General features: G+C 67.2%; 15 protein-coding genes. 8 read left to right on the top strand and 7 right to left on the bottom strand.

The window, feature by feature from the left end:
• Positions 1-65: 65 nt before the first annotated feature.
• A complete protein-coding gene (locus tag G154_RS15920) occupies positions 66-1,868 on the bottom strand; it encodes a GAF domain-containing protein (protein WP_019509944.1) in 1,803 nt (600 codons plus the stop codon).
• Between the two features lie 127 nt (positions 1,869-1,995).
• Here G154_RS15920 and G154_RS15925 point away from each other — a divergent pair, with 127 nt between their 5' ends.
• The 5 genes from G154_RS15925 (at position 1,996) to G154_RS15945 (ending at position 8,265) form a co-directional block, all read left to right on the top strand.
• A complete protein-coding gene (locus tag G154_RS15925; RefSeq protein ID WP_019509943.1) occupies positions 1,996-3,486 on the top strand; it encodes an aldehyde dehydrogenase in 1,491 nt (496 codons plus the stop codon).
• Between the two features lie 90 nt (positions 3,487-3,576).
• Positions 3,577-4,884 carry an MFS transporter gene (locus G154_RS15930; RefSeq protein WP_237742519.1) on the top strand — a complete coding sequence of 436 codons (1,308 nt, stop codon included), beginning with the start codon at positions 3,577-3,579 and terminating at the stop codon, positions 4,882-4,884.
• Positions 4,881-6,071 (top strand): FAD binding domain-containing protein, encoded by a 1,191-nt coding sequence (locus tag G154_RS15935; protein WP_019509941.1) that lies wholly within the window; start codon positions 4,881-4,883, stop codon positions 6,069-6,071. Before G154_RS15930 ends, G154_RS15935 begins: the two co-directional genes overlap by 4 nt.
• A gap of 45 nt (positions 6,072-6,116) precedes the next feature.
• The gene (locus G154_RS15940) at positions 6,117-6,551 is read left to right on the top strand and encodes a hypothetical protein (protein ID WP_019509940.1); all 435 of its coding nucleotides are present in this window, start codon (positions 6,117-6,119) and stop codon (positions 6,549-6,551) included.
• A gap of 49 nt (positions 6,552-6,600) precedes the next feature.
• On the top strand, positions 6,601-8,265 hold the full coding sequence (locus tag G154_RS15945; RefSeq protein WP_019509939.1) for an acyl-CoA synthetase: 1,665 nt from the start codon (positions 6,601-6,603) through the stop codon (positions 8,263-8,265).
• Here G154_RS15945 and G154_RS15950 read toward each other — a convergent pair.
• Positions 8,262-9,185, bottom strand: a complete 924-nt coding sequence (locus tag G154_RS15950; RefSeq protein WP_023985868.1) for an SAM-dependent methyltransferase — start codon at positions 9,183-9,185, stop codon at positions 8,262-8,264. The two genes, G154_RS15945 and G154_RS15950, sit on opposite strands and share 4 nt — an antisense overlap.
• Before the next feature lie 73 nt (positions 9,186-9,258).
• Positions 9,259-10,434: a hypothetical protein gene (locus G154_RS15955; protein ID WP_131701302.1), complete on the bottom strand. Its 1,176-nt coding sequence runs from the start codon at positions 10,432-10,434 to the stop codon at positions 9,259-9,261.
• Between the two features lie 263 nt (positions 10,435-10,697).
• On the opposite strand from G154_RS15955, the gene G154_RS15960 reads away from it, so the two are divergent.
• A complete protein-coding gene (locus tag G154_RS15960; protein ID WP_023985870.1) occupies positions 10,698-10,967 on the top strand; it encodes a metal-sensitive transcriptional regulator in 270 nt (89 codons plus the stop codon).
• On the opposite strand, the gene G154_RS15965 is transcribed toward G154_RS15960, so the two are convergent.
• The 3 genes from G154_RS15965 to G154_RS15975 all read right to left on the bottom strand — a co-directional run bounded on the left by G154_RS15965 (position 10,951) and on the right by G154_RS15975 (position 12,407).
• Positions 10,951-11,319, bottom strand: coding sequence for a DUF202 domain-containing protein (locus G154_RS15965; protein WP_023985871.1), 369 nt, complete (start codon positions 11,317-11,319; stop codon positions 10,951-10,953). The genes G154_RS15960 and G154_RS15965 overlap by 17 nt on opposite strands.
• Position 11,320: 1 nt before the next feature.
• Positions 11,321-11,689, bottom strand: a complete 369-nt coding sequence (locus tag G154_RS15970; protein ID WP_019509935.1) for a YidH family protein — start codon at positions 11,687-11,689, stop codon at positions 11,321-11,323.
• Positions 11,690-11,768: 79 nt separating this feature from the next.
• Positions 11,769-12,407: a TetR/AcrR family transcriptional regulator gene (locus G154_RS15975; protein WP_023985872.1), complete on the bottom strand. Its 639-nt coding sequence runs from the start codon at positions 12,405-12,407 to the stop codon at positions 11,769-11,771.
• An 87-nt stretch (positions 12,408-12,494) separates the two neighbouring features.
• Here G154_RS15975 and G154_RS15980 point away from each other — a divergent pair, with 87 nt between their 5' ends.
• Both G154_RS15980 and G154_RS15985 read left to right on the top strand, forming a co-directional pair.
• On the top strand, positions 12,495-13,652 hold the full coding sequence (locus tag G154_RS15980) for an acyl-CoA dehydrogenase family protein (protein WP_019509933.1): 1,158 nt from the start codon (positions 12,495-12,497) through the stop codon (positions 13,650-13,652).
• A gap of 104 nt (positions 13,653-13,756) precedes the next feature.
• Positions 13,757-15,001 carry an MCE family protein gene (locus tag G154_RS15985; protein WP_031601529.1) on the top strand — a complete coding sequence of 415 codons (1,245 nt, stop codon included), beginning with the start codon at positions 13,757-13,759 and terminating at the stop codon, positions 14,999-15,001.
• On the opposite strand, the gene G154_RS15990 is transcribed toward G154_RS15985, so the two are convergent.
• Complete coding sequence (locus G154_RS15990; protein WP_019509931.1) at positions 15,002-15,271, bottom strand: YdeI/OmpD-associated family protein; 270 nt, start codon at positions 15,269-15,271, stop codon at positions 15,002-15,004.
• Positions 15,272-15,292 lie beyond the last annotated feature (21 nt).

Here is a 15,292-nt window from a genome sequence, read left to right on the forward strand (position 1 = left end):
CAGACACATAATTTCGCGCATCCAATGTGCCGGAGACCATGCGCACTCACGTGGCGGCCGGCGGCCTACCGACCGGTGGCCACGGCGTCGACGGTGAGTGCGGTGGCGAACTGCAGCACCACCGCGGGGTCGGCCAGCGTCATCTGGCACAACGCCTCGGCGCGCTGCAACCGTTGGGTCAAGGTGTTGGGGTGGATGTGCAGAGCCGAGGCAGCACCCCTGCGGTCCTGGTTGTGCGCCAGATACGTGCGGATGGTGCTGACCAGTTCCGTGCCGTGGGCCAGGTCGTAGTCGCGCAACGGCCCGAGTGTGCGCGCGGCGAAGGCGGTCAGCAGAGCCGGATCATCGAGTTGCAGGAGGAGCCCGGCGACACCCAGATCCTCCAGGGTCACCACGGTATTGGTGCGCCGCGCGGCCACCGCGATCGACAGCGCACCTTTGACGATGCGGTACGCCTCGGCGTAGGTCTGCCGCCCAGGAGTCACCCCGGCCACGGTCACCTCGACCCCGTCGGCCAGGCGGGTCAGCGCACCGTGGACGGCCGCAGCGACCGCCGCGGCGGACCCCTCACCGCCACCGGGCACCGGAACCCCCTGTGTCCACAGCACGACCACATCGTCACGGATATTCGCCGCCAGTGGCCGAAAGCGTTGTCCGGTAGCAAGATCGGAGATCAGCCCGAAGATGCGCTGGCGCAACATCTTGTCGGGCACCCCGGCCGAGCGGTCGATCCGCGCCACGATGACATCATGCGGTTGGCTCAGATCATGCCCGAGCAACTGCGCCCTGCGCAGCACGGTCTCGGGAAGGTCGGCCTGCTCGCTGAGCACCTCTGAGAGCAGTTCGCCACGCAGTCGCTGCTCCACCTCGGCCGCGGTGCGGGCGCGCAGCAGCTCCAACGACACCACCATCGACGCGTGCTCGACGGCACGCACCGTCATCGGATCGGGCTCGAGCTCGCCATCGGGAAACCAGATACGGGCCACCAACTCCCCGTCGAGTTCGGGCGAGGACACCAGGAATGATCCGTCGGCCGACCGCACCGGCCGGGAAGATCCGTCGTGGGTGGGCGCGCTCTGGATCCGCAGGTCGGAATCCGGCAGCGAGTCCGAATCCCCTGCGACGGCGAGGATCTCATGCAACGGATCCTCGATCAGCACCGGCCTGCCGATCAGATTTGACAGCGCATGGGCGACGCCGTCGAGCCCGCCGGAGCGCAGCGTCACCGCCAGCAGGCTGTTGTGGATCTCCTCCGAGCGCGCCAGGGCGTCGCGTTGTTCCCGCAGCTCGCGGTTGAGCGTGCGCAACTGGTCCAACCGGTCGGCCGAGGTCAGTGCGATCGCTGCATGGTTGGCCAGCAGGGTCATCCGCTCGGTCTCGGTCGACGTGAAGGTGTGCACCGGCATGTAGTAGCCGTTGAGCGTGCCCAGTGTGCGGCCACCCGCGATCAGCGGCACGCTGATCAGTGCCCGGTACCCCTGTTCCTGCGCCGCACCTCCCCACGGCGTGAACTCCGGATCCGCGGTGATATCGCGGATGGTGACCGACTGCGCACTGTGGAACGCACGGGCCGAGGGGGCACCGCCGTCGAGGCGGATCGGCCGATCGCCGTTGACCTGATCCACATAATCCTCGGACAACCCGCTCCATCCGGCCACGATCAGCCTGGTGCGCTCGGAGTCCGGGATCAGCACGCCACAGAAGTCGAATCCCAGCAGTGCGCGCGCGGTCGTCGCGATCTGGCCGAGCAATTCGGCGAGGCCCGCGGCCGAGGTGGCGGCGGCGCTGAGTTCACGCATGGCACCGAGCCATGTCGACATCTCGGCACCCGGCCTGCCCTCGACAGTGTCCGTCTCGGTTGAACTCACCGGATCAGCATGACACGACCATGTCCGCGCGAACATAAAAACAGCGCTCTTATGGTCCGAACTACATTGTCCAACCCTCCCGACGTGACGACACTCATAGTCACGCCGAGGAGAAGGACACCCCCACATGACCAGCAGCACCGACGCCGCACCCGTCACCGCGCCGCCATCGGCACTCGATGTCCGCGCGATCATCAATCCGGCCACCGCGAGCGTGATCACCACGGTCGCCGAGATGGGCGCCGCGGATGTCGACACCGCCGTGGCCGCCGCCAAGGCCGCCTTCGCCGACGGCCCGTGGGCCGACATGCCGCGCAGCGAGCGCGCCCGATTGTTGCTGCGCATCGCCGATGCCATCGAGGAGCAGACCGAACGGCTCTACACATTGGAAGCCGAGAACAACGGCAGACCCATCACCGAAACAAGGGCTCAGCTGTCCCGCGTGCCCGAGTGGTTTCGCTACAACGCGGGACTACTTGCCGCCCAGCGTCATTCGGTCCTGCCGGGCGATGGCCCGTACCTCACCTATCAGCAGCGGCTGCCGTTGGGCGTATGCGGCATCATCACCCCGTTCAACCATCCGCTGCTGATCCTGGCTCGCAGCCTGTCCGCGGCATTGGCCAACGGCAACACCGTGGTGGTCAAGCCTTCGGAGATGACACCGCTGACCACGCTGGCGCTGGCCGACATCATCGCCGGGACCGGGATACCGGAAGGGGTCGTCAACGTGGTGACCGGCGGACGCGAGGCCGGCATCCGGTTGACCGAGCATCCGGACGTCGCCAAGATCACGCTGACCGGCGGCACCGAGGCAGGCCGATCGGCCGCCGTGGCGACGGCAACCCGGTTCGCCCGGGTGACGGCCGAACTGGGCGGCAAGACCCCGGTCATCGTCTTCGACGATGTCGACCCGGTCGACGCCGCCGAGGGCGCGGCGTTCTCCGCCTTCGTGGCCGCCGGCCAGTCGTGTGTCGCCGGTTCGCGCTTTCTGGTGCACCGCAGCATCTACGACGCGTTCGTCGCTGCCCTGGTGCACCGTGCGCGGGCCATCGTCGTCGGCGATCCCGCCGCCCCGGAGACCCAGATGGGCCCGCTCATCAGCGCCCGCCAACGCGATAATGTGCGTCGGCTGATCCAGACCGGTGTCGACCAGGGTGCTCGCCTCGCGGCCGGCGGCGAGGCCCCCCGGCTGCCCGTGGAACTTCGCGACGGATTCTTCCTGTCCCCCACCGTCCTGGCCGACGCCACCATGGCCATGACGGTGGCCCGCGAGGAGATCTTCGGCCCGGTGGCGGTGGTCATCCCCTTCGATACCGAGGCCGACGCCGTCGCGATGGCAAACGACAACGAGTTCGGACTCGGCGCCGGGGTGTGGACCCTCGACGTGGCCCGAGCGCATCGTGTCGCCGCGCGGATCACCGCGGGCATGGTGTGGATCAACGACCACCACCGGCTGGAGCCATCGTTGCCGTGGGGTGGCGTGAAGGAATCCGGTACCGGAAAAGACGCGGGTACCGAATCCTTCGACGATTTCTCGTGGATCAAGACCATCGTGGTGCGCACTGCCGCCGAACCCGTGGACTGGTATGGCAACTTCGGCCAGCGCCGCCTGAACTGACCCCGGATCCGGACTCCTGAAAGGCTTTTCGTGAACCACAACACGACCCGTGGGCCGGCCGGTAGCGGCTGGCGACATGAGATCACCCGAGTGCAATGGCTTGTCCTTGCCGGCACCACCCTGGGCTGGGGCCTCGACGGCTTCGCAGGCAGCCTCTACGTGTTGGTCCTCGGACCCACCATGACCGAACTGCTACCCAACAGCGGCGTCGAGGTCTCCTCATCATCGATCGGGCTGTACGGCGGACTGACCGTGGCGCTGTTCCTGACGGGCTGGGCTGTCGGCGGCATCATGTTCGGGATGTTGGCCGACTACTTCGGCCGCACCAGGGTTCTCTCGGTGGGCATCCTGACCTACGCCGTGTTCAGCGCCCTGGCCGCCTTCGCCGACACCTGGTGGCAGCTGGGCCTGTTGCGATTCATCGCAGGCGTCGGATCCGGTGTCGAGGCGCCGGTGGGTGCCGCGCTGATCGCCGAGACCTGGCGCAATCGCTACCGTGCCCGCGCGGGCGGAGTCATGATGGCCGGCTACGCCGGCGGGTTCTTTGCCGCCGCTGCGGTGTACGCACTGCTGGGTGATCACGGCTGGCGGTTCATGATGCTGCTGGCCGGCCTGCCCGCGCTGCTGGTCTGGTTCATCCGACGCTATGTCCCCGAGCCTCCGGAGATCAACGCCGCGATGCACGTCCGCAAGCAGCGCAAGGCCGCGGGCACCCGGGAACAGTTCGTGCTGCGCCGCCTCATCTCACCGCCGCTGCGCAGGCCTATGCTGGTGTGCACCGCACTCGCCTCCGGCGCGCTGCTGGCCTTCTGGAGTGTGTCCACCTGGTATCCACAGATCATCCGGCAGATCAGCGCGAATGATGCTGTGCCGCAAGCGGTCACCGATCATCGGGTCGCCGTCACGGCAATGCTGTTCAACGCCGGCGGCATCATCGGCTATGCCGCATGGGGCTTCATCGCCGATGCCATCGGGCGCCGCAGGACCTTCCTGATGAGCTTCACCGTCTCCGCCGCCTCGATCGCCTGGACCTTCCCCTTCGACCGCGGGTACACCGAGTTCCTGTTCGCCATGCCGCTGCTGGGGTTCGGATTGTTCGGCGCCTTGTCGGGCACCTTCATCTACGGGCCCGAGGTGTTCCCGCCCAGCGTGCGGGCCACCGCGCTTGCCGTGTCCAACAGCGTCGGTCGATTCGTCACCGCGCTGGGACCGCTGAGCGCCGGCGTGATCGCCACATCATGGTTCGGCGGCGACCTCGGGGTGGCCACCGCCACGGTGGCGGCGCTGGGACTGATCGCCGTCGTGGGCCTGGCGTTCGCCGCCGAGACCCGCGGCACCCCATTGCCCACCGACAGTTATTTCGAGCCCGTCACCCCCACCGAGAAGAGCCACTCATGAGCGAGCACCCCCATTCGTCGGCGATCGTCATCGGCGGATCCATCGGCGGACTGACCACCGCCCTGCTCCTGCGCGACCTGGGCTTCACCGTCGATGTGTACGAGCGGACGCCCGGCCCGTTGGACGGCCGCGGCGGAGGTATCGTGCTGCAACCCGACACCGTGCGCTGGTTCGTCGAGCGCAGCAGCCAGCGGCTCGACGACCTTCACACCGCGACCTCGCACGTCCAATACCTCAACGCCGACGGCAGTATCGCCCACCGCGAGCCCGCGCGCTGGACGTACACCTCGTGGGGCACGTTCTACCGGGCCCTGTTGGCGGACTTCGGCACCGAGCACTACCACTATGGCGAGTACGCCTGCGGTTTCGACCAGGACGACACGCGAGCCACCGTGCGTTTCGTCAGCGGCCGTACCGAGAGTGCCGACCTGGTTGTGTTCGCCGACGGCATCACCTCCGCGGCGCGGCAGCGCTTCGACCCGACCGCCGAACTTGTCTACTCCGGCTATGTCGGGTGGCGCGGAACGGTGCCGCAGTCGATGCTCACCGAAGCCACCCGCGCCACGCTGCACGACGCGATCACCTATGACGTGGTGCCGAATTCGCACATCACCATGTACCCGATTCCCGGTGAGGAGGGACTCGACGAGGCGCACCGGCTGATCAACTATGTCTGGTACCGCAATGTGCCGGCCGGGCCCGACCTCGGCGAGATGCTGATCGACAAGCGTGGGTTCACCGGTTCGGTGTCCATTCATCCCGGCCAGGTCCAGGACCGCTACATCGACGAGATGCGCCGTGCCGCAACCGAACTGTTCGCCCCGGCGGTCGCCGAGGTCGTCGTGGCCACCCCGACGCCGTACCTGCAGGTCCTTTCCGATGTCCGTTCCAACCGGATGGCCTTGGGTCGGGTGGCACTGATCGGTGACGCGGCGTGCGCGTCGCGACCGCACGCCGCCGCGGGTACCGCCAAGGCAGCGGCCGACGCGTGGACGCTGGCCACCGCGCTGGCCGAGACCACCGGCGATATTCCCTCGGCGCTGGCGAAATGGGAGCCCGCGCAGTTACAGCTCAGCGATTCCCTGTTGCGACGCGTGGTCGGCATGGGCGAACGGTCTCAGTTCCACAACACCTGGGATCCCCGGGATCCCGATCTGCGGTTCGGCCTCTACGGCCCCGGCATCTGACCCGCGCGTGAACACCTCACACCCCTCCTCTGAAAGGCATATCGCATGACCGACAACAGCTTCCTGGCCGACCTGCCGCTCGCCGGTGAACTCGTCGCGGAAGATTTCGACAGCTGGCCGGACTGGCTGAAGACCGAATTCGAGGAGCACTCGCACGACGGCGCGGTCGGATCGCGGCTGCTCAGTGCGAATGACCGGGTCCGGGTATGGGAGATCAGGTTGGCTCCCGGGGAACGCTGGCATGCCCACCGCCATGTGCTGGATTACTTCTGGACGGCGGTCAACGCGGGACGCAGCCGTCAGCACACCCATGACGGGACGGTGCGCGAGGTCTCCTACGGCGCGGGCGAGACGCGGCATTTCCATTTCGGTCCCGGCGAGTTCCTTCTGCACGATATCGAGAACATCGGAGACGGCGAACTGGTATTCACGACGGTGGAACACCTCGACAGCGCCAATGCCCCACTTCCGCTGAGCTGAGGCAGCCGATCTCGACCATACGCTTTAGCCTGCAATGTATGGTCAATGTATGAGCGACGCGACTTTCAACCTGTCATCGGTCTTCGGCACCGTGGCCAGGGCCGTCGGCGACCAGACGTTCCTGGTCTGGCGGGATCGCCGGTTGAGCTACGCCGATGTCGACGCCCGGGTCGACGGCTTCGCCCACTTCCTTGCCGCGCAAGGCCTCGGTTGCCACACCGAACGCGAAGGCCTGGCGGGCCACGAGTCCGGCCAGGACCACCTGGGCATCTACCTGCGCAACGGTAACGAGTACCTGGAGTCGATGATCGGTGCCTATCGGGCCCGCGTCGCCGGATTCAACGTCAGTTTCCGCTACGTCGAGGACGAGCTGATCTATCTGCTCAACGACTCGAAGGCCCGGGCCCTGGTCTACAACGCCGAGTTCGCTCCGCGGGTGGCCTCGATCCGGGACCGGGTACCGCACCTGCAGATACTGATCCAGGTCGACGACGGCACCGGCCACGACCTGCTGCCCGGCGCAGTGGATTACGAGCAGGCCGTGCGCACGCCCGCCCCGGCCGCCGGACTGCCCGAGGTGTCCGGCGACGATCTGTACATCCTCTACACCGGCGGCACCACCGGGATGCCCAAGGGCGTGCTGTGGCGCCAGCATGACATCTTCCTGTCCTCGATGGGCGGCCGGCCGTTCGGTGCCGATCGGGCGCTGGCCTCCTATGACGAGCTGGCCGAGAAGGCCCGCGCGGGCGCGGGTGCGCTGGCCATGCTGATGATCCCGCCGTTCATGCACGGCGCCGCCCAATGGGCGGCCTACAACGCGATCACCATGGGCGGGCGCCTGGTCATCCCCGACGATGTCGAGCGGCTGCGGCCCGCCGAGGTGCTGCAATTGGCCGAACGTGAACGCGTACTGACGATTCCGGTGGTCGGCGATGCGGTCGCCCGACCACTCGTCGAGGAGATCGAACGTGGGGACTACGACCTGTCCGGGCTGTTCACCGTCACCAACGGCGGGGCCACGCTCTCCCCCACGGTGCGCGAGCGGATCCTGGCCGCACTGCCCCATGTGACGCTGCTCGATGCGGTCGGCGCCTCGGAATCCGGCGCCCAATTGAGCACATTTTCCACCTCCGGCGGCGAGACGACACCGGCGGTCTTCACCGCGCAGTCCGATACCGCGGTGGTCGCCGAGGACCTGTCGAGGGTGCTGACCGCAGGCGAGGGCGGCGGCTGGCTGGCGCGCCGCGATCTGATCCCACTGGGCTATCTCGGCGATGCGGACAAGACAGCGCGCACCTTCCCGACCATCGACGGGGTGCGCTGGTCGGTGCCCGGCGACCGGGCCGATGTCCTGGACGACGGCCGCATCCGGCTCCTCGGCAGGGATTCGGTCACCATCAACTCCGGTGGCGAGAAGATCTTCGTCGAGGAGGTGGAACGTGCCATCGCCGCCCACCCCGCGGTCTATGACGTGGTGGTGGTCGGACGCCCCTCGGAGCGGTGGGGCTCGGAGGTGGTGGCCGTGGTGCAACTTGCCGAGGGTGCTGACGCCGACGACGAGGACCTCGCGGCGGTGTGCGGACAGACGGTGGCGCGCTACAAGGTCCCGAAGGCCTTCATCCGTCATCCGAAGATCCAGCGGTCGCCGGCGGGTAAGGCCGACTACCGCTGGGCCAAGGCCGTCGCCACCGGCGAGAGCCTGCCCGCGAGCTAACGCTCGCCGAGCGTGGCGGAGAGATAGGTGATATCGCCGAAGGCGGAGAGCACCTCGGTGGACGCGGGCATCCCGTACTCGGCGAACAGTTCCGAACTCGTCCGCAGCACGGGCCGCCACCCGGAGCCGGCCAGGTAGGTTGCGGCCTCGCTGCGTTTGCCGGGATAGAACAGTTCGGCGACATCGACGTCGACCCCCAGGTCGATCCCCTTGTCCAGCCACCTCCCGCGCATCTCCTGCATGCGTTCGCTGATCATCACCAGATCATCCGAGCTGATGGTCGCGGTGTTCTCGGTGGCGATCCGGCTTCCCGGCGCACTGAGCTCGGTGATGTTGTCCAACAACCGATCCTGGGACTCCGGCGGCAGGTACACCAGCAATCCCTCGGCCAGCCACGCGGCCGGTTCCGAGCTGTCGAATCCGGCCGCGCGCAATGCGGCGGGCCAGTCGTCGCGCAGGTCCACCCCGATCGTGCGGTGCTCCGCCGCCGGGGTCGCGCCCAGATCTGCCAGGGTTCGGGTCTTGAACTCGATCACCTGCGGCTGGTCCAGCTCGTAGACCACGACATCGGACGGCCAGCGCAGCCGGTAGGCGCGGGCATCGAGACCCGAGGCCAGGATGACGACCTGCCGAATGCCCGAATCGACTGCGTCGGTGACGAAGTCGTCGTAGAAGCGGGTACGCGCAGCGATACCGTCGGCCATCCGGGATATATCGTCGGCCGCCGCACCATCGATCTCGCCACGGGCGTATCGGGCGTACGCGCCGATCCCGACGGCCGATACCAGCGGCTCGGCGTACGGATCGCTGATCCCGGCGATATTCGCCCTGGTGGCGATCGCCCGGTTCATGGCCACGGCAGTGGCCGTCACGCCGACGCTTGTTGCAAGGTCCCAGGTGTCACTGTCGACTCGTCCCATAGTTAGACAGCCTACGCTTCTGCTGTTCAGGCGATGGTGACGAACAGCGGGCGGCGCCATGGTGGCAGGACCGTCAGGGCAAGGCGCCGAGGATCGGATCGACAGACTGGGCCGGGGCAGGTTGGACCGGAGCAGGTTGGGCAGGGGCAGGTGGCGGTGGCAACAAGGGAACTGCCGGCGCCACCGCTACCGGCTGCGGCGCCATATCCGCCGGGGCCGGACCCGGGAGCGCGCCGGGGGCGGGAACAGGCTCCCCCGCCGGCGCCGGTGCGGCGGGGACGGTCAGCATCGACGCGTCCGGTGCCTGCGCCTCCGCTTCGGGGCCGGGCGCCGCGGCGGTAACGACGGGGTCGCCGAGATGCGATATCGGCTCGGGCAGCGCCACCGGCGCGGCGGGTGCGGGCTCGGCATACTCCACGGCCGGTGGCGCCCACTCCATGCTGGGAATCGTGTCTACAACGACACTCGTCGCCGGGGCAAGAGCCGCCGGTGGCACGGCAGGCAGCGCCACCGCCGGCGCGGCCACCGGTTTCGCAGGCACGATCGGAGAGGTCTGCGGTGTGGAGACGGTGGCTCGGTTTGCCAGGGTCGCCGATTCCGGCACCTCGGATCCGCCGAACTGCGAGCCGACGGCGAACAGCGCGATCACAGCTGTCACCGCGGCCGCTCCGGCCAGGGACAGCAGTCGCCCGCCCAACTGCGCGCGCAGGCGCGTGCTGCGGGCCGGCTGCTCCCCATCGGTCCGGGTCGGCACCGCGTTGGTCAGCACCAGATGTGCGGCCTGATAGGACGGCGCCTGCATGACCTCGGGATCACAATCCGAGACACGGCCCGCGCAGTCGGCACAGTCGGCGACAACGGTGTCGATCGCGGCGCCGAACAGGTCTGCAGGCACCTGCGCGGCGTCATCCGAGTCGGCCAGCTCGTCCAATTCGGGTACCGGGGGCGTGATCTGCCGGACCGGCCGGACGTCGGCCCAGCCGGCATCGCGCAGCGCCGCGAGCAGTTCGGTGGATCGGTCTTCCAGATCGGCGCTCCAACACACGCCGATCGCACCGACCCGATAACCGGCCGCCGCGGCGATACCGGCGGCCCCGCGTACCGCGGCCAGACAACGCGGCACCAGGTCGTCGAGGCGTCGGACCGCAAATCGGTCGTCATCGATGGGACGCCCCGTGGGCACGGTGGCATCGACCAGAACCCAGTCGACACCATTGGTGGTGACCGACAATCCGAGTACGGTTCTCAACCCCTGACCTCTGCTCCTGTCTCATCCCCCGGCTGCGGATCGCGACGAAGCCTAGTTTGCTCGCTTCGACTCGGCATCTCGTGAGAATGCCGTTTCCGGTGCTGTCTACTGGTTATCGCCGCCACCATGACGGGCGTTACCAGGCACGACGCCGGCAGCGGGAACTATCCGTCCGGGCCGTGAATTCACCGAGAGTTCATTCACCGATATGGGGAATACCCCCGCCGGTACCATTGCTGTTCGGTGCGACGAAGGGAGCAGACATGGTCGGCGACGAGGAAGCAATCACAGCGGTGTTGAACCGGCTACGCAGGGCGCAGGGTCAACTTGCCGGCGTCATCTCGATGATCGAGCAGGGCCGCGACTGCAAGGACGTGGTGACTCAGCTGGCCGCCGTGTCCCGCGCGTTGGACCGGGCCGGCTTCAAGATCGTCGCGACGGGCATGCGCGACTGTCTGACCGGCGAGTCGGCCGACGGGCAGCGGCCGATGACCGAAGCCGAGCTGGAGAAGTTGTTCATGGCGTTGGCCTGATACCCGGCGCCTGATCGAAGATCGCCGACGCGACGAGCGTGCCGACGATGACGATCGCGAAAACCACGGTCGCGGTACCGATCCACATCACCTCCGCATACGCGGCGGGCACGCTGGTTTGCCCGGGGGCGCGGTGATTGAGCAGCTTCGCACGTCGCCAACCGACCACGAGCACACTCAACGCCAGACAGGTGGCGATCAGCGCAAGTAGCGCACGACCGGACCCGAAGGGCCCGTGCTGACGGATGATCAGCAGCGCTCCGCCGCCAATGAAACCCAAAGCGCTTCTCTCCCAGGACAACAGCGTGCGCTCCGCCTGCAATCCAGGCTTTTGCGGCTGCAACCGTGGCATCTCACCGACCGCCTGGAGGCCAGATGACCAAGACGACGAGCACGGCCACGGTGATCGCGAAGATCGCCACACCGAGCATGGCGGGAATCAGCGTGGGCGGTAGGTCCACATCACGGCGCATCGCCGCTTGAACGCGGCGCCAGCGCCATACCGCCAGGGCGGCCAGCACTCCCCCTCCTGCTGTCAACACGATGCTCAAACCGTGCCGAACGCCGGCGATTCCGAACGACGGGACGAACTGGACGACCGCGATACCGCCGGCTATGAGGGCCAGCGCCGTGCGGATCCACGCCAGGAACGTCCGCTCGTTGGCCAGGGTGAACCGGTAATCCGGTTCCGCATCCACCCGTTCGTCATCGGATTCGGTCATTTCCGCTCCCCGGCGCCAGGCATCACCGGTCAGCGTACGTCGCACAGTCGGCGCGTTGCGCCGGTATGGCACGAAGGATTCAGGCTCCCGCTGCCCGATCGACGTTGGCGTAACGGGCCTGCAATCCGTCGATGAACGACGTGAGCGCGAGATCGAAGCTGCCTTGGTCGATCTCGTCGGCTTTTGCGGGCAGCCGGTGCGCCTGCTGCATGTGCGGATAACGGTCCCGGTAGACCTGCGCATCATCGGCGAATCCGCGCGAGAACGATCCGATGGTCGACCCGAGCACCAACGACCGGGTGGCGGCGCCGATCATCGTCGCCTCGCGAGCAGGCCATCCGGCCCGCACCAACCCGCCGTGCACGGCATTGGCGATGCGCAGGCTCTCATCGCGGTGCCTGAGCCCCAGCGCCAGGAACGGCACCAGATTGGGGTGCGCGGCCAGCGCCGACCGGTAGGAGCGCGCCCATTCGGCCAGCGCCAGGTTCCACGGCTCGTCGGCGTCGAAGGCCGAGGTGTCGACGGCACTCACGACCATGCCGGCTATCTCGTCGAGCACCTCGGTCTTGGTCGGATAGTGCTTGTAGAGCGAGGCGGCCTGCACTCCGAGATCGGCCGCGAGGTTACGCATGGACAACCCCTCCAGGCCGTCCCGGTCGATGATGGCGAGCGCACTGTCACGGATCCGCTCGCGGCTGAGAATGCGCGGCCTGGCCACCATGAGCTCCTTCGTTGCGTTGGCGAACGATGTTAGCTTATAGTGGTCGGCATTGGCTAACGCCGTTCACCGTCAAGGAAGGTTGCGATGCGCAGGGACGTCTACACCCAGGAACATGAGGACTTTCGCGCGATGATCCGGGCGTTCATCGAAGCCGAGGTCGTGCCGGTGTACGACAAGTGGTTCGAAGACGGCATCGCGCCTCGCGACTTCTACTACAAGCTGGGCGAGCTGGGCCTGTTCGGCATCGAGATCCCCACCGAGTACGGCGGATCCGGCATCGACTCCTACAAGTTCCAGGCCATCATCACCGAGGAGTGCTCGCGCGCCGCAGTGTCCTTCGGCGGCTCCAGCGTCCACATCGGATTGTGCCTGCCCTACCTCAAGGAGCTGGCCACCGAGGAGCAGAAGCAGCGCTGGTTCCCGGGCATGATGTCGGGCGAGACCATGTTCGCCATCGCCATGACCGAGCCGGGCACGGGCTCGGATCTGGCGGGAATGCGCACCACCGCAAAGCCTTCCGGTGACGGTACGCACTACGTACTGAACGGGTCCAAGACCTTCATCACCGGTGGCGTCCATGCCGACCGCGTCATCGTGTGCGCCCGTACCGCGGCACCGCGGGAAGACGACCGACGGTTCGGCATCACGCTGCTGGTCGTGGACACCACCTCCGCCGGTTACACCGTCGGCCGCAAGCTCGACAAGTTGGGCCTGCGGACCTCCGACACCGCCGAACTGAACTTCACCGACGTGACCGTGCCCGCCGAGGACGTGCTCGGCGAGGTGAACATGGGCTTCTCCTACCTCGGCCGCAACCTGCCCCGCGAACGGCTGGCCATCGCGGTCGGCTCCTACGCCCAGGCGGCGGCCGCCGTGCGCTTCGCGGCGCAGTACACCAAGGACCGCACGGTCTTCGGCAAGCCGGTCGCCGCGTTCCAGAACACCAAGTTCGAACTCGCCGCATGCAAGGCCGATGTCGACGCCATGGAGGCGGTGGTGGACCGCGCGATGAACGCCCACGACGCCGACGAACTGACACCCGCCGATGCGGCAGCGGCCAAGCTGTTCTGCACCGATCTGGCGTCCAAGGTCATCGATCGCTGCCTGCAGCTGCACGGGGGCTACGGCTATATCAACGAGTACCCGATCGCTCGCCTCTACGCCGACAACCGGGTCAGCCGGATCTACGGCGGGACCAGTGAGGTGATGAAGATGATCATCGCCAAGGACATGGGTCTGTAGTCGACGGTTGTAACCGCCATCACAACGGGCGGTCGGTGACACCGGCGTCACACCCCCGTGGTGATCGTAAATCCCTTGCGCTGTGGTGCAATTGGCCGGTGATCATGGCACCTGGGGCCGATAGCACCGAATCGGTCGACGAGGAGCCCACCAACGACCCGAAGGAACCACCGTATCGGGCGGCGGGCGCGGTCCTGCTGCTGATCGTCGCGCTGATATTCGGCCTGACCTGGGTGCAGTTCCGCGGCTACCTCGAAGACGTTGTGCCACTGGTGATCATGGCCGAACGCGCCGGGCTGTCGATGGATCCGGGTTCGAAGGTGACCTTCAACGGAGTCCCGATCGGCCGCCTGACCTCCGCCGGGGTGGTGACCGAGGGTGACGATGTCCGTGCGAAGCTGCTGTTGGATGTCAAACCTCAATACCTGGAACTGATCCCGTCCAACGTGGATGCGCAGTTGCGCGCCACGACGGTCTTCGGCAACAAATACATCTCGCTGCTCTCACCCGCCGATCCGTCATCCGAACGACTTGAGCCCGGTGCGGTGATCAACGCGTCGGCGACCACCACCGAGTTCAACACCGTCTTCGAGACGATCATGGGGATCGCCCAGCAGATCGATCCGGTAAAGCTCAACCAGACCCTGACCGCCACCGCCCAGGCCTTGAATGGATTGGGAGACAAGTTCGGTCGGTCGCTGGTCGACGGCAACGACATCCTCGGCGAGCTCAATGCGCGGATGCCGCAGATCCGTCGTGACGTGTCCGGACTGATCGCATTGTCCGACACTTATGCCGATGCCGCGCCCGACCTGTTCGACGGCTTGGATAACGCCACGATCACCGCACGTGCCATGAACGACGAACGCGGTGCGGTGGACGCGGCGCTGCTGTCAGCGGTCGGATTCGGGAACAACGCCGCGGATGTTCTCGAGCGCGGCGGCCCCTACCTGGTGCGCGGCGCCCAGGACCTGTTACCGACCAGCGCGCTGCTGGACTACTACAGTCCGCAGTTGTTGTGCAGCCTGCGCAATTACCACAACGTGGCACCGAAGTACGCCGATATGCTCGGTGGCAACGGTTACTCCCTGGTGCTGCGCGACCAGCTGGTGGGGGCCGGCAATCGCTACGTATTCCCGGACAACCTGCCGCGTGTCAACGCCCGCGGCGGGCCGGGCGGCCGTCCCGGTTGCTGGCAGCCGATCACCCGGGACCTGTGGCCGATGCCGTACCTGGTGATGGACACCGGCGCCAGCATCGCCCCATACAACCACTTCGAGCTCGGGCAGCCGATCATGAACGAGTACGTCTGGGGACGTCAGGTCGGCGAGGACACCATCAACCCCTGATCAAGCCTTCCCCGTGCGCTTGCGGTGCTTACAGCCGGGCCAGCAGCACGGTCGCCGCTTCCCCTCCTCGAGCTCCTCCTGTGTCCGCCGTATCCGGCGCTCCCGGGTCTTGTCCTGCTTGGCGTCTTCGACCCAGCAGATGAACTCGTTGCGGGCCAGCGGCGTGATGTCCTTCCACGCCGCCAGCGCGGTGCCGTTGCCGATCAGCGCGGAACGCAGATCCGCGGGCAAGGGATGCACCACCCCGCCGGGGACCTGCTGTTCTGCCATGCCGGCAATATATCCCGGGGA

Source organism: Mycobacterium sp. VKM Ac-1816D, from assembly GCF_000416385.1.
Taxonomy (GTDB): domain Bacteria; phylum Actinomycetota; class Actinomycetes; order Mycobacteriales; family Mycobacteriaceae; genus Mycobacterium; species Mycobacterium neoaurum_A.

What these genes read in the sequence shown, in the direction of transcription:
- G154_RS15925 (WP_019509943.1), top strand. Translation starts at nt 1,996, where the DNA reads ATGACCAGCAGCACCGACGCCGCACCCGTCACCGCGCCGCCATCGGCA.
- G154_RS15935 (WP_019509941.1), top strand. Translation starts at nt 4,881, where the DNA reads ATGAGCGAGCACCCCCATTCGTCGGCGATCGTCATCGGCGGATCCATC.
- G154_RS15940 (WP_019509940.1), top strand. Translation starts at nt 6,117, where the DNA reads ATGACCGACAACAGCTTCCTGGCCGACCTGCCGCTCGCCGGTGAACTC.
- G154_RS15945 (WP_019509939.1), top strand. Translation starts at nt 6,601, where the DNA reads ATGAGCGACGCGACTTTCAACCTGTCATCGGTCTTCGGCACCGTGGCC.
- G154_RS15950 (WP_023985868.1), bottom strand. Translation starts at nt 9,185, where the DNA reads ATGGGACGAGTCGACAGTGACACCTGGGACCTTGCAACAAGCGTCGGC.
- G154_RS15960 (WP_023985870.1), top strand. Translation starts at nt 10,698, where the DNA reads ATGGTCGGCGACGAGGAAGCAATCACAGCGGTGTTGAACCGGCTACGC.
- G154_RS15965 (WP_023985871.1), bottom strand. Translation starts at nt 11,319, where the DNA reads ATGCCACGGTTGCAGCCGCAAAAGCCTGGATTGCAGGCGGAGCGCACG.
- G154_RS15970 (WP_019509935.1), bottom strand. Translation starts at nt 11,689, where the DNA reads ATGACCGAATCCGATGACGAACGGGTGGATGCGGAACCGGATTACCGG.
- G154_RS15980 (WP_019509933.1), top strand. Translation starts at nt 12,495, where the DNA reads ATGCGCAGGGACGTCTACACCCAGGAACATGAGGACTTTCGCGCGATG.
- G154_RS15985 (WP_031601529.1), top strand. Translation starts at nt 13,757, where the DNA reads ATGGCACCTGGGGCCGATAGCACCGAATCGGTCGACGAGGAGCCCACC.
- G154_RS15990 (WP_019509931.1), bottom strand. Translation starts at nt 15,271, where the DNA reads ATGGCAGAACAGCAGGTCCCCGGCGGGGTGGTGCATCCCTTGCCCGCG.